Annotated in this window: 11 protein-coding genes; 5 read left to right on the top strand and 6 right to left on the bottom strand. The window is 68.4% G+C overall.

Annotation, left to right across the window (positions count from 1 at the left end; all coding sequences use genetic code 11):
- Positions 1-5 precede the first annotated feature (5 nt).
- The gene (cobN, locus tag B133_RS0105050) at positions 6-3,596 is read right to left on the bottom strand and encodes a cobaltochelatase subunit CobN (RefSeq protein ID WP_198291036.1); all 3,591 of its coding nucleotides are present in this window, start codon (positions 3,594-3,596) and stop codon (positions 6-8) included.
- Between the two features lie 409 nt (positions 3,597-4,005).
- Here cobN and cobG point away from each other — a divergent pair, with 409 nt between their 5' ends.
- The 4 genes from cobG (at position 4,006) to B133_RS0105030 (ending at position 9,232) form a co-directional block, all read left to right on the top strand.
- Positions 4,006-5,151 (top strand): precorrin-3B synthase, encoded by a 1,146-nt coding sequence (gene cobG / locus B133_RS0105045; protein WP_026255983.1) that lies wholly within the window; start codon positions 4,006-4,008, stop codon positions 5,149-5,151.
- A 9-nt stretch (positions 5,152-5,160) separates the two neighbouring features.
- Positions 5,161-5,787, top strand: a complete 627-nt coding sequence (locus B133_RS0105040) for a precorrin-8X methylmutase (RefSeq protein ID WP_018599632.1) — start codon at positions 5,161-5,163, stop codon at positions 5,785-5,787.
- On the top strand, positions 5,784-7,271 hold the full coding sequence (locus B133_RS0105035; protein ID WP_018599631.1) for a precorrin-2 C(20)-methyltransferase: 1,488 nt from the start codon (positions 5,784-5,786) through the stop codon (positions 7,269-7,271). Before B133_RS0105040 ends, B133_RS0105035 begins: the two co-directional genes overlap by 4 nt.
- Before the next feature lie 86 nt (positions 7,272-7,357).
- Positions 7,358-9,232 carry a hypothetical protein gene (locus tag B133_RS0105030; protein WP_018599630.1) on the top strand — a complete coding sequence of 625 codons (1,875 nt, stop codon included), beginning with the start codon at positions 7,358-7,360 and terminating at the stop codon, positions 9,230-9,232.
- Between the two features lie 6 nt (positions 9,233-9,238).
- Here B133_RS0105030 and B133_RS0105025 read toward each other — a convergent pair whose 3' ends face one another.
- Genes B133_RS0105025 through B133_RS0105010 form a run of 4 tightly spaced genes read right to left on the bottom strand, consistent with a single transcriptional unit; the run spans position 9,239 to position 12,661 of the window.
- Entirely contained in the window at positions 9,239-9,973 is a 735-nt protein-coding gene (locus B133_RS0105025) for a cobalt-precorrin-6A reductase (protein ID WP_018599629.1), read from the bottom strand.
- Entirely contained in the window at positions 9,973-10,728 is a 756-nt protein-coding gene (gene cobM / locus B133_RS0105020) for a precorrin-4 C(11)-methyltransferase (protein ID WP_026255982.1), read from the bottom strand. The genes B133_RS0105025 and cobM overlap by 1 nt, the downstream gene beginning before the upstream one ends.
- The gene (locus tag B133_RS0105015; RefSeq protein ID WP_018599627.1) at positions 10,725-11,906 is read right to left on the bottom strand and encodes a bifunctional cobalt-precorrin-7 (C(5))-methyltransferase/cobalt-precorrin-6B (C(15))-methyltransferase; all 1,182 of its coding nucleotides are present in this window, start codon (positions 11,904-11,906) and stop codon (positions 10,725-10,727) included. Before B133_RS0105015 ends, cobM begins: the two co-directional genes overlap by 4 nt.
- Positions 11,903-12,661 (bottom strand): SDR family NAD(P)-dependent oxidoreductase, encoded by a 759-nt coding sequence (locus B133_RS0105010; protein ID WP_018599626.1) that lies wholly within the window; start codon positions 12,659-12,661, stop codon positions 11,903-11,905. Before B133_RS0105010 ends, B133_RS0105015 begins: the two co-directional genes overlap by 4 nt.
- A 35-nt stretch (positions 12,662-12,696) precedes the next feature.
- Here B133_RS0105010 and B133_RS0105005 point away from each other — a divergent pair, with 35 nt between their 5' ends.
- Positions 12,697-13,122 (top strand): F420-dependent biliverdin reductase, encoded by a 426-nt coding sequence (locus B133_RS0105005; protein WP_018599625.1) that lies wholly within the window; start codon positions 12,697-12,699, stop codon positions 13,120-13,122.
- 12 nt (positions 13,123-13,134) lie between these two features.
- On the opposite strand, the gene B133_RS0105000 is transcribed toward B133_RS0105005, so the two are convergent.
- Positions 13,135-14,259 carry a Xaa-Pro peptidase family protein gene (locus B133_RS0105000; protein ID WP_018599624.1) on the bottom strand — a complete coding sequence of 375 codons (1,125 nt, stop codon included), beginning with the start codon at positions 14,257-14,259 and terminating at the stop codon, positions 13,135-13,137.

The raw sequence follows: 14,259 nt of genomic DNA, 5'->3' as shown, positions 1-14,259 counted from the left end.
AACTACTAGCCCTCGAGCTCGCCCTCAGTCTCCAGAAGCACTTGGCGCAGCCCGTCGAGCGTGGCCGGTTCGGGTTTTTCCCACATGCCGCGGCCCGCTGCCTCCAGCAGTCGCTCGGCAATGCCGTGCAGCGCCCACGGGTTGGATTCGGCCATGAACTTGCGATTCTCCTCGTCGAGGACGTATTCGGCAGACAACCGCTCGTACATCCAGTCGGCCATGACGTGCGCGGTGGCGTCATAGCCGAACAGATAGTCGACCGTCGCGGCCATCTCGAACGCGCCCTTGTAGCCGTGCCGGCGCATCGCGGTGATCCAGCGCGGGTTGACCACCCGGGCCCGGAACACCCTGGTGGTCTCCTCGTTGAGGGTGCGGGTACGGACCGCGTCGGGCCGGGTGTTGTCACCGATGTAGGCCGCCGGAGCCTTACCCGTCAGTGCGCGCACGGTGGCCACCATGCCGCCGTGGTACTGGAAGTAGTCGTCGGAGTCGGCGATGTCGTGTTCGCGGGTGTCGGTGTTCTTGGCCGCGACCGCGATCCGCCGGTACGCGCGGTTCATGTCGTCGGCGGCGGGCCGGCCGTCAAGATCGCGTCCGTAGGCGAATCCGCCCCAGGCCGTGTACACCTCGGCCAGGTCCGCGTCGTCACGCCAGTTGCGGCTGTCGATCAACTGCAGCAGGCCGGCGCCGTACGTCCCGGGCTTAGAGCCGAAAATCCGTGTGGTGGCGCGTCGTTGGTCACCGTGCTGGGCCAGGTCGGCCTGGGTGTGAGCGCGTACGTAGTTGTCCTGTGCCGGTTCGTCGAGGCCGGCCACCAGCGCGACGGCGTCGTCGAGCATCGTGACGACGTGCGGAAAGGCGTCGCGGAAGAAGCCGGAGATGCGGACCGTGACGTCGATGCGGGGCCGGCCCAGTTCGGTCAGGTCTATCGGTTCCAGGCCGACCACGCGACGCGACGCGTCGTCCCATACCGGCCGAACACCCAGCAGCGCAAGGACTTCGGCGATGTCGTCACCTGCGGTACGCATGGCCGAGGTGCCCCACACCGAGAGGCCCACCGAGGCCGGCCAGCGGCCGTGGTCCTCGCGGTAGCGAGCCAGCAACGAATCCGCCATCGCCACACCGGTTTCCCAGGCCAGCCGGGACGGCACCGCCTTGGGATCCACCGAATAGAAGTTGCGCCCGGTGGGCAGCACGTTGACCAGACCCCGCAGCGGCGAGCCGGACGGCCCGGATTCGATGAAACCGCCGGCCAGCGCCCGCAGCACCTGATCGATCTCGCGGACCGTGGCGGCCAGTCGCGGCACCACTTCGGCGGCGGCGAACCGCAGAATCGCCGCCACCTCGGCGTCGCCGGTGAGCTGGTCGACAACCTCTGTATCCCAACCGCTTTCCTGCAATGCCGCCACGAGCTCACGGGCCTTGGTCTCGGCGGCGTCGACGGCGGCGCGCTCGTCGCTACCGTCCTCGGCCAGACCGAGTGCCTGACGCAGCCCGGGCACGGTCTGCTCGCCGCCGAACAGCTGCCTGGCCCGCAGGATGGCCAGCACCAGGTCGAGTTCGCCGTCACCCGTGGGCTTTTCGCCCAGAATGTGCAGACCGTCGCGGATCTGCACATCCTTGATCTCACACAGCCATCCGTCGACGTGTAGCAGCATGTCATCGAAGCTGTCCTCGTCGGGCCGGTCGGCGAGGCCTAGGTCGTGATCCATCTTGGCCGCCCGCATCAGTGTCCAGATCTGCTGACGGATCGCCGGGAGCTTGCCCGGGTCGAGCGCGGAGATGGTCGCGTGCTCGTCGAGGAGTTGTTCGAGCCGGGCGATGTCGCCGTAGCTTTCGGCGCGGGCCATCGGCGGGATCAGATGGTCGACGAGCGTGGCGTGGGCCCGGCGTTTGGCTTGGGTGCCCTCCCCCGGGTCGTTGACCAGGAACGGGTAGATCAGCGGCAGATCGCCGAGGGCAGCGTCGGTGCCGCAGGCGGCGCTCATACCGAGCGTCTTGCCGGGCAGCCATTCCAGGTTGCCGTGCTTGCCCAGATGCACCACGGCATCGGCCTTGAAAGACCCCGGGAACGCCGAGTCGAGCCACCGGTAGGCGGCCAGGTAGTGGTGACTCGGCGGCAGGTCGGGATCGTGATAGATCGCCACCGGGTTTTCACCGAAGCCCCGTGGGGGCTGAACCACCAGCACCACGTTGCCGGATTGCATTGCGGCGACGACGATCTCACCGTCCGGGTTGCGGCTGCGGTCGACGAACAATTCTCCGGGAGGCGGGCCCCAATGCTCGACCACCGCATCGGCCAGCTCCGCCGGCAGGGTGGCGAACCAGTCGCGGTAGTCCGTGGCCGGCACGCGGATCGGGTTGCCGGCCAACTGTCCGTCGGTGAGCCAGTCGGGGTCCTGCCCGCCGCGTTCGATCAGCGCATGGATCAGCGCGTCACCATCGCCGGATTCCACACCGGGGATCCCGTCGATGTCACCGAGGTCGTAGCCGGCCGTGCGCATGGCCTGCAGCAACGCCACCGCGCTGGCCGGGGTGTCCAGACCAACGGCGTTGCCGATCCGGGCGTGTTTGGTCGGGTAGGCCGAGAACACCAGGGCCACGCGCTTTTCCGTAGCCGGAATGGAACGCAGCCGGGCGTGCCGCACGGCCAGCCCGGCCACCCGGGCACAGCGCTCCGGGTCGGCCACATAGGAGATCAGGCCCTCCTTGTCGATCTCTTTGAACGAGAACGGCACCGTGATGATGCGGCCGTCGAACTCAGGCACCGCGACCTGGCTGGCCACATCCAACGGGGACAGCCCGTCGTCACTGACGGCCCAGTCGGACCGCGATCCCGTCAGACACAGCCCTTGCAGAATCGGAATATCCAGCGCGGCAAGGTGTGCCACGTTCCAGGAGTCGTCGCTCCCGCCGGCCCCCGCCGCGGCGGGCAATGCACCACCGGCGGCCAGCACCGTGGTGATCAGGGCGTCGGCGGTGCCTAGCAGCTCGAGTAGTTCGGGTTCGGCGGTGCGCAACGAGGCGCAAAACACGGGCAGTGGCCGGCCACCGGCGTGCTCGATGGCCGCGCACAGCGCATCGACGTAGCCGGTGTTGCCGGCCAATTGTTGGGCGCGGTAGTAGAGCACCGCGATGGTCGGCCCGTCGACGGCAGACGTTTCCCGGTCCAGCCGGCCCCAAGTCGGGGTCGTGACCGGCGGCGCGAACCCGAACCCTGTCATCAGCAGCGTGTCGCACAGGAACGAATGCAAGTTCGCCAGATTGGCCAGGCCGCCTTGAGCCAGGTAGACGTGGGTCTGCAGAGCGGCGCCCTGTGGCACAGACGAATGCCTCATCAGCTCGGCATCCGGGGATTGCTCGCCACTGACTACGACGGTCGGCACCCCGCTGGCGACAACCGCATCGATGCCGTCCTGCCAGGCCCGGTAACCGCCGAGGATGCGCACCACAGCTACGTCGGCGCCGGCGAGCAACTCGTCGAGCTCACCGGGAACCAGCCGGGACGGGTTGGCCCACCGGTATCCCGCGCCGCTGGCACGGGCTGCGATCAGGTCGGTGTCCGATGTCGACAGCAGCAGGACGGTGGGGTTCAGGGTGGAGTCAGGGGCGGACGACACCCGTCATTCGTACCGCACACGGCGGTCAGGGTCAGGGGCGGGTTTCGCCAAAGCGAGCGTGCCAGGACTGTCTGTACGGACGGCCAGCCGCGGCAACGAGCACCAGGACGAACACTGCGAATGCGCCAAAAGCAAACATGGTCGTTCCTCTCGTAGTTTCGGCATTTGAACCCGATACCGGCGGTCTCGGATACTGGTTTCGACGGTACGTCCGATTACCGCAAAAATCGTCAACATGTAAGGGACAGAACTGCTTTACCGGGCGGTGACCCAAGTCACATCCGGCGTCGTGCACTCCATGCCGATTGGGCCGATACCGAGCATCGCCCGGACGATCGTCGCAAATTCGGGTCGCGGCCGGGAAGTTCCTAGAATGGAGCCGGAGATGGCCCGAACCCGCGACAACGACGCCTGCCCCGGCGCACTTACAGTGCACCAGGCCGCTGACGGCGCCCTGGTGCGGATCCGGCTGGCCGGCGGCATGATCACCGCGGCCCAGCTCGCCGCCTTGGCCGAAGTAGCCGAGCAGTTCGGCTCCCCCGCAATGGAACTCACCTCGCGCGGCAATATTCAGCTGCGCGCCCTCACCGACACCGACGCGGTGGCGGCCGCGCTGACTGACGCCGGCCTGCTGCCCTCACCGACCCACGAGCGTGTGCGCAATATCGTGGCCTCCCCGTTGTCCGGGCGGTCCGGCGGCGTGGCCGATGTCCGCGACCTCGTCGGCGAGTTAGACCTCGCCATCCAGGCCGATCCGGTGCTCGCCGACCTGCCGAGCCGATTCTGGTTCAGCCTCGACGACGGCCGCGGCGATGTATCCGGACTGGCCGCCGATGTGGGAGCGCACGTGCTCGACCCCGAGGTCGCGGCCCTGCTGTTGGCCGGCATCGACACCGGCGTCCGAATGGCGATCGCCGACGTGGTGCCCACCCTCGTCGACGTGGCGACCCGATTCGCCGAGATTCGCGGAATATCTTGGCGGATAACCGAATTGGATGACACCGCGAGGCTACTGGCTGGTCTTGAGATCAGCGCACCGGCAGGGACGCGGTGGTCACCGACGGTTCGGCCGCCGGTCGGTTGGATCGATCAGCGTGACGGCCGCGTCGCTCTCGGCGCGGGCGTGCCGCTCGGGGTGTTGCAGGCGCGCACGGCGCAGTTCCTGGCCGCCATCGAGGCGCCGCTGGTGATCACACCGTGGCGCTCGGTGCTCGTGGGTGACCTCGACGAAGGTATAGCGGATGTATCGCTGCGCGTGCTGGCGCCCATGGGGTTGATCTTCGATGAGAATTCCCCGTGGCTGGACGTCAGCGCATGCACCGGAAGCCCGGGGTGCGCCAAATCCCGTGCCGATGTGCGGGCCGACGCCGCTGAGGCCGCCAACACCCCCGGCACCACCCACCGGCATTTCGTGGGCTGTGAGCGCGCCTGCGGCAGCCCGCCTGTCGGTGAAGTGCTGGTGGCGGGCGCAGACGGGTATCACCCGCGGGTGCGCGCACGCGAGGAGCACACAGATTCCGGCCACCCGTAGGGTGGCCGGGTGCTCGACTACATCCGCGACGCCGCCGAGATCTACCGGCAGTCGTTCGCGACGATCCGCGATGAGGCAGATCTGGCTCGTTTTCCCGCCGACGTCTCGCGTGTCGTGGTCCGGCTGATCCACACCTGTGGCCAGGTCGACGTCGCCGAGCATGTCGCGTTCACCGCAGATGTGGTCACCCGTACCCAAACCGCGTTGGCTGCGGGTGCGCCTGTGCTCTGCGATTCGTCGATGGTGGCGGCGGGCATCACCCGGTCCCGACTGCCCGCCGACAACGAGGTGGTGTCGCTGGTGGCCGACCCACGCGCGCCCGAACTGGCGGCCCGGCTGGGCAGTACCCGCTCCGCGGCCGCCGTCGACCTGTGGGCCGACCGCCTGGGTGGCGCGGTGGTGGCCATCGGCAATGCGCCGACTGCGCTGTTCCGGCTGCTCGAACTGCTCGACGAGGGCGCTCCGACACCCGCCGCGGTGCTCGGCGGTCCGGTCGGCTTCGTCGGATCCGCCCAGTCCAAGCAGGAACTGATCGACCGCCCACGGGGGATGTCCTACCTGGTGGTGACCGGTCGGCGCGGTGGCAGTGCGATGGCCGCCGCCGCCGTCAATGCGATTGCGAGTGAACGCGAATGACAACGACGGGAACCCTCTACGGCGTCGGGTTGGGCCCCGGTGACCCGGAACTGGTGACGGTCAAGGCCGCACGATTGATCGGCGAGGCCGACGTCGTCGCGTACCACAGCGCCCGGCACGGACACAGCATCGCCAGGGGCATCGCCGAACGGTATCTGCGTCCCGGCCAGGTCGAAGAGCACCTCGTGTACCCGGTGACCACCGAGACCACCGACCATCCCGGCGGATACGCGGGCGCGATGGAGGACTTCTACGCCGAGTCCGCCGAGCGCATTGCGACGCACCTGGACGCCGGTCGCAACGTTGCCCTGCTGGCCGAGGGCGATCCGCTCTTCTACAGCTCGTACATGCACCTGCACACTCGGCTCACCGAGCGGTTCGAAGCCGTCATCGTGCCGGGTGTGACATCGGTCAGCGCGGCGTCGGCCGCCACCGGCACCCCCCTGGTGCAGGGCGATGAGGTGCTGACCATCCTGCCCGGCACCCTGCCCGCCGAGGAGCTCAAACGCCGGCTGTCCGACACCGACGCGGCCGTGGTCCTTAAACTCGGGCGTTCGTATACCACTGTGCGCGAGGCGCTTTCGTCGACCGGTCGACTCGATGAGGCGTACTACGTGGAGCGGGCCAGCACCGACCGACAGCGGGTGGCACCGGCCGCCGAGATCGACTCCGCGAACGTGCCGTACTTCTCGCTGGCCATGATCACCGGCGGAAGGGCCGACGCCACGCCGGCTGCGGGCAGCGTCGTGGTGGTCGGCCTCGGACCAGGCGACTCCGACTGGATGACCCCGCAGAGCCGGCGCGAGCTCGCCGCGGCCACCGACCTCATCGGGTATGGGCCGTATCTCGACCGAGTCGGCATCCGGGCCGGCCAGCGTCACCACCCCAGTGACAACACCGACGAACCCGCCCGTGCTCAGCTGGCGTGCGAGCTGGCTCAGCAGGGCCGCACCGTGGCGGTGGTCTCCTCCGGGGACCCCGGCGTGTTCGCGATGGCCACCGCGGTGCTGGAGGAGGCCAAGCAGTGGCCGGGTGTCGAGGTTCGGGTCATCCCCGCGATGACGGCAGCCCAAGCTGTCGCCAGCCGGGCCGGCGCGCCGCTCGGCCACGACTATGCGGTGATCTCGCTGTCCGATCGCCTCAAGCCGTGGGACGTGATCGCGCAGCGGTTGACCGCGGCGGCCAAAGCCGATCTGGTGCTGGCGATCTACAACCCCGCATCCAAGACGCGGACCTGGCAGGTCGGCGCGATGCGCGAGCTGTTGCTGCGGCACCGTGACCCGAGCACACCGGTGATCATCGGCCGGGCGGTATCCGGCGCACGGCCGAGTACAGATGAGAGCGTGCGGGTGGTGCGGTTGGTCGACCTCGACCCCGCCGAGGTCGACATGCGGTGCCTGCTGATCATCGGCTCGTCTCAGACCCAGTGGTACAGCGACCAGAACCGGGACCGGGTCTTCACCCCGCGGCGTTACCCGAGCTGAACGTGAACAAGATCACGAGTTTTCGGGGATCTCGCGATCTTGTTCACGTTCGGCGACCCATCGCGGGCTGGCGCTAGGGTCGCCCTATGAGCACACGCCCGGCGGTGGACCGACTCGTCATCTACAAGCACGGCGTGGCCTATGTCAGCCGCACCGGGCCGGTCGACGGCGATTTCGAGCTGACGTTTCGCCGCGACGATATGAAAGACGTGTTGAAGTCTCTGACGGTCGACATCACCGGCGGACAGGCGTCGGTGGGCACGGTCGCGTTCGACAGCCCGTCGGATCCCCGTACCGAACTGGCAAGCCGTAACTTGCTGTTGGAGCCGGGCGGTGCACTGCTCGGGCTTATCGAGGCGGTGCGTGGCCGCGTTATCGAGGTCCGCTGCGGCGACCGACGTCACCGCGGCGAGGTCATCGGTGTCGACGAGTCCGGCGAGAACCGCCGACTGTTGTTGCTGCGTACCGAATCCGGCGCGGTGAACCTGGTCGACCTTGCCGAAGCCGACCGGGTCGATCTGATCGAGGATCCATCCCGCGCCGACCTGGCGTATCTGATCGACCGTTCGCGCGCCGCGACCGCGGGCCAGGATTGCCGGGTAACCGTGCAGATCCGGGGCAGCGCCGAGCAGACGCGCGTGTCCTACATCGTTCCGGCGCCCATGTGGCGAGTGTCGTATCGATTGGTTCGTGACGGTGACACGCTGGTGCTCGCCGCCATGGGCATCGTGCACAATCCGATCGACGAGGACCTCACCGACATATCACTGATTTTGACTACCGGACAACCGATTTCGTTCGACATCGACCTGTACCACGGCAGGACGGTGCGGCGGGCAGTCGTGGAAGAAGCCGAACGCGTGGCGCTGGCCAAGACCACCCGCGCCGCGAGCGATATGCCGGCGCTCGCCGCGATGCCGATGGCCGCACCGTTCGACACCTATGCGGATGCCGCCGCCGAGGTCGAAACCTCCGACAGCGGTGAATATTTCGAATACCGGTTGACGACGCCGGTATCGCTGAAGCGCGGCGGAGCGGCCATGGTCCCGTTGGCGGTGACGCCTGTCGACGGGGTCGGCCGCGAACTGGTGTGGCGCGACGGCGCACCTGCGCCCGACGTCGTTTTGGCCTTCACCAACAGCACCGGCGTGGTGTTGGAAGAAGGGCCGGCGGTCGTCTACGAGCAGGACAGTTACGCCGGAGAGGCCATGGTGCCGTTCACCGCTCGCGACGCGAAGATGCGACTGGCCTTCGCCAAAGATCTGGCCGTGCGTTGCCGCAGCACCAGCAGCACCGACACCGTGACGGCCCGGGTGCGACTGGCCGCCGACGCCGTGGTCGAGGAGCAGCGCGTCGAGAAAAGCTACACGCTGCGCGCCGAGAACGACCACGACGACGCCGTGGATGTCATATTCGAGCTGCCCCGGGTCCGCGGGCACCGTATCGAGACGCAGGACAGTGTCACTGACACCGACGACGATGGACGATGGCACCGGGTCCGGGTTGTGGTGCCCGGGCATCGGACCGTCGAAGCCACCGTCCTCGAGACGTGGCCGATCTACACCGAGATCGACTACCGGGAACTCTCCCCGCGCCAGTTGGAGCAATGGCTGGCCGGACGGTCGCTGGACGCCTCAACCATCGATGAACTGTCCGGTGTGCTGGGGCGCTGGGAACAGGCCGACCGGCTCGACGCCGAGTGCCAACGCCTCGAAACCGGCCGTACCGAGGACTATGCCGCGCAGAGCCGGATTGCCGAACAGCTCAAAGTGCTCGGGTCCGAGGGGCCCGAAGGGGACCTGCGGCGTCGCCAGGTCGACCAACTCGAACAACTGCAGGATCGACTCAGCGCGCTCGACACGCAGATTCGCAGACTGCGCGAGGACGCCGACGCCGCCCGCAAGGCGGCCTCCGCCGAATTGCGGCGGTTGATCGGCCAGAATGTGGCATCTGTCGATTGACGGCGTTCAGCGCGCCCCGACCCAGGCTCTGACCCAGTCCGAGGCCTCGTCGACGGTGGCCACGGCGTGGACCCCGGCCGGCAAGGGCGGTCGGTCCACCATGATCACCGCCACCCCCGCCTCGTCCGCGGCCCGCAGCTTCGGCTCGGTCATGGCACCGCCACTGTTCTTCGTGACCAGCGCATCGATGCGATGTTCGGTGAGCAGGGCCAGCTCCCCCTCGTAGTGATACGGGCCGCGCGACAACAACAACTGATGACGTTCCGGCAGGCTCGCAGGCTCCGGTTCGGTGACGGCCCGGATCAGGAACCAGGCGTCCACGCCATGGAAGGCTGCGGTTCCCGACCGCCCGGTGGTGAGAAAGACGCGTGAATAACTGTTGTCTGTAACGGTTTTCGCAGCATCTGCATCAGATGCCACCACGATCGCGTCACCGGCTTGCCAGGCGGGACGTGCCAGCACCAGATGGGGCAACCCGAGTTCGGCGCACACCTGCGCGGCGTGCGCAGTGATGGTTGCAGCGAACGGATGCGTGGCGTCGACGACGGCGTCGATCCGCTCGTCGCGCAGCCAGTTCCGCATCCCGTCAACGCCGCCGAAGCCTCCGATCCGGACCGGGCCCACCGGCAGCGCGGGGTCTGGCACCCGCCCGGCCAGTGAACTGATCAGCTCGACATCGGGATGCAGGGCCGCGGCTAGCGCACGGGCCTCGCCGGTGCCGCCGAGGAGCAGAAGCCTCACTAGTGCCTGCTCCCCCGGCGGCGATCCGACGAGTAGAGGTAGCTGTCGGAGAACCCTTCGGCGGCAAGCACATCGCCGACCACGATCACCGCGGTGCGGGTGACCTCGGCGGCGTGCATCTTCTCGGAGATGTCGGCCAGCGTGCCGCGCAACACGATCTCCTCCGGCCAGCTGGCGAATGCCACCACCGCGCAAGGGGTTTGCAGACCGTACCCGCCTTCGAGGAGTTGCGGCACGATGTGGTCGATCTGCGCAGCGGCCAAGTGCAGCACCAGCGTCGCGCCCGGCGTGGACAGGGTGCGCAAGTCCTCGCCGGCGGGCATCGCCGTCGACAGTGTCGCCACCCGGCTCAGCGTGACCGTCTGCGCGACCCCGGGGACCGTGAGCTCACGACCCAACGCCGCGGCAGCAGCGGCGAATGCCGGTACCCCCGGCACGATTTCATAGCTCACGCCGAGCGTGTCGAGCCTGCGACACTGCTCGGCCAGCGCGCTGTAGAGCGACGGGTCGCCGGAGTGCAGCCGAGCCACGTTCAGACCGGCACGGTCAGCGGCCACCAACTCGTCGACGATCTGGTCCAGGTTCAGCGGACCGGTGTCGATGACACGGGCGTCCGGTGGACACAGGGCGAGCAGGTCGTCAGGCATGATCGATCCGGCGTACAGGCATACCGGACAATCACTCAGCAATCGCTGGCCGCGCACCGTGATCAGGTCGGCCGCACCGGGACCGGCCCCGATGAAATAGACCGTCACGGCTTGACCACCGACCACTGCGTGACCGGCAGCGCCGGCCGCCAGCCGGTGAACCCGCCCACCGCGCCGCCCTGGTAGTGCTGATAGCGCCGCAGCTCGCCACCTTCTTTCGAATACCACTGTGCCACAACCGATTCTGATTCCACCGTGATGGCGTTGACCACCAGCCGCCCGCCGGCCGGCAATCGGTCGAAACAGACCTGCAGCAGGCCCGGCTGGGTGACGCCACCGCCGATGAACACCGCGGACGGCTCGGGAACACCGTCCAGCGCTTCGGGTACCGCACCCCGCACCTCGACCCGCACCCCGAAGGCCGTGACGTTGCCACCAATCCGGTTGCGACGCTGCGGATCACGTTCGAACGCAACTGCCGTACAGCCGGGCGCGCTGCGGCACCATTCGATCGCGATACTGCCCGATCCCGAACCGACATCCCACAACAGCTCCCCCGGCCGTGGCCCAAGCGCGGCGAGCGTAACGGCCCGGATGGACTGCTTGGTCAACTGCCCGTCGTGGTCGAAATCGTCATCGGGCAGCGCGTGCGCACGCCGCTCGTCGGGCAGGTACCGCACGGCCATGACGTTGAGCGCGTCGACATCGGCCGGCGGGCGCGATGCCCACTCTCGCGCCGTCGCCGAGCGACGCAGTTCCCTCGGGCCGCCGAGTTGCTCCAGCACCGTCAGCTCCGAATCCCCGCGGCCGGTGTCGGTCAGCAGTTTCGCCAACGCGGCCGGGCTCGAGCTGTCGCGAGACAACACCACGGCCTGGCCACCGCGGCGCACGGCCGTATGCGGCTCGGCGGTGACCAGACTGACGATCTCGGTGTCCTGCACCGACCAGCCGACCCGCGAACACGCCAGGGTCACCGACGATACGTGCGGCAGCACGGTGACCGTATCGGCGCCGTACATCCGAATCAGCACGCTGCCCACCCCGTGCAGCAGCGGGTCCCCGCTGGCGACCACGTGCACGTCGCCGTCCGCACCGTCGAGCAGGGTGCGCAACGCGGGCAGCATCGGCGACGGCCACACGCGCCGGGCCGCGCAGACGGTGCCATCGAGCAGGTCGAGTTGCCGCTTCGATCCGTGGATGACTGTGGCCCTGGCCAATTCGGCGCGGACCGTGGGCGCCAGTCCGGCCATGCCGTCGGCCCCGATGCCGACCACGATGATCCTCACCTCGGCATCCTGCGCCAGATCGGGCCAGGCACAAACCGCGTCACAAAGATCATGGGCCGGATCACCCACGGCACCCACACCGCCCGCTTGCCGTCGGCCAGCGCCGCCGCGGTTGCCTCGGCCACCTGCGCCGGGGTGCTGGAGAACGGTGCCGGATCCATGCCCTCGGTCATCCGCCCGATCACGAAGCCGGGGCGCACGATGAGCAGCCGCACCCCGGTGCCGTGTAGAGCATCGCTGAGGCCGCAAGCGAAACCGTCCAGGCCGGCCTTGGCCGAGCCGTAGACGTAGTTGGCCCGGCGCACCCGCGCCCCGGCGATCGAGGAGAACACCACCAGCCGGCCCCGGCCCGCGGCTCGCATGCGCCGGGCAAGCTCGGTCAGCAAGCTCACCTGGGCGACGTAGTCGGTGTACACGACGGCCACCGCGTGTGCGGTATCGGTCTCTGCGCGGGCCTGATCACCGAGCACGCCGAAGGCCAGCACCGCGGTGTCGATCAATCCGTGCCGGGCTTCGATGGCATCGATCAGCCCTGCGTGTCCGGCCACGTCGTCGGCGTCGAACTCGCACGTGTGCACAGCCGCGGCGCCGGCGGCCCGCACTGCCGCGACCTCGTCGCCAAGCCGGTCGGCTCCACGGGCCGCGAGCACCACCGTCGCGGCCGGGGCGAGCCGAGCGGCCAGTTCTACACCGATCTCGCTACGGCCTCCGAAGATGACCACAACACGCGGGTCGGGATCTGCCGTGTCGTTCACGGCAGCGATTATCTCCTGCGCTAGCGTGGACGCCGATGGCTACATCACGTGGCAAGGCAACCACCAAGCTCACCGACGATGCGCTGGCGTTTCTCACCGAGCGTCATCTGGCCATGCTGACCACGCTGCGGTCGGACAATTCACCCCACGTGGTGGCCGTCGGTTTCACCTTCGATCCCAAGACGCACATCGCGCGTGTCATCACTACCGGTGGTTCACAGAAGGCGATCAACGCCCACGAGCGCGGCGTCGCAGTGCTCAGCCAGGTCGACGGGGCCCGCTGGCTGTCCTTGGAGGGCAAGTCCACCGTCAGCACCGAGACCGACGCCGTGCGTGACGCCGAGCTGCGGTACGCGCAGCGCTACCGGACCCCCCGGGTCAACCCCCGCCGCGTTGTGATCGAGGTCCGTGTCGAGCGCGTGCTCGGCTCCTCGGATCTGCTGGACCGCAGCGGCGAATAACCGCACCGGCGCTCAACCGGCCGGCACCACGATCAACTCGTGCGGTCGGTTGTTGACCGATTCCACCCCGTCAGCCGTGACAACCACGATGTCCTCGATTCGGGCGCCCCACTGCCCCGGGAAGTACACACCCGGTTCGACGCTGAACGCCATGCCGGGTTCGAGCGGGAGGTCGTTGCCGGCCACGATGTAAGGCTCTTCGTGCACCGACAACCCGATGCCGTGCCCGGTGCGGTGCACGAAGGCCTCGGCTAGGCCTTCGGCGGCGAGCACGCCGCGCGCGACCGCGTCGACCTGCTCGGCGGTGACGCCGGGCCGCGCCGCGTCGACGGCAGCCCGCTGCGCGCGCTGCAGCACACCGTAGCGGCGCGCGATCTCCGGATCCGGTTCGCCGATGCTGTAGGTACGGGTGCAGTCGGAGTTGTAGCCCGGCTGGTACGGTCCGCCGATATCGACGACGACGATGTCACCGGCCCGCAGTTCACGGTCCGAGCATTCGTGATGCGGATCGGCGCCATTGGGCCCGGAACCGACGATGATGAAGGCCACCTCCGAATGTCCCTCGGCGACAATGGCTTCAGCGATGTCAGCGGCCACGTCGGCCTCAGTGCGGCCGGGCACCAGGAACTCAGGTACCCGGGCGTGCACTCGGTCGATGGCCGCCCCGGCCTTGCGCAGCGCGTCGATCTCGGCGGCGTCCTTGATCATTCGCAATCGGCGCAGCACGTCGGTGGCCAGCACTGGCACCACTCCGAGCAATTCGGTCAGCGGCAGCAGGTGCAGCGCCGGCATGGCATCGGTGACCGCGGCGGCCGATCCGCCGAGCGCATCGACGACCATCCGGTAAGGATTCTCGCCATCGACCCAATCCCGTACCGCCACAGCCAGTTCGGGAATGGCCGAGTCCTTGAGCGAGGCCAGCTCCAAGCGCGGTACCACGACGGTCGGCTCCTCCCCCTCGGCCGGCAGCACCAGCGCGGTCAACCGTTCGAAGGTCTGTGCCCGCGAGCCGACCAGGTAGCGCAGGTCGTAACCAGGTGTGATGACCAGGCCGGCCAAACCCGCCTCCGCCGCAGCGGCGGCCGCAGCGGAAAGCCGGTGGGCGTAGACGTCGGTGCTGAATCGGCTGAGGGTCAT

This window comes from Mycobacterium sp. 155 (genome assembly GCF_000373905.1).
Classification (GTDB): domain Bacteria; phylum Actinomycetota; class Actinomycetes; order Mycobacteriales; family Mycobacteriaceae; genus Mycobacterium.
This window is presented reverse-complemented; position numbering and strand designations above follow the sequence as displayed.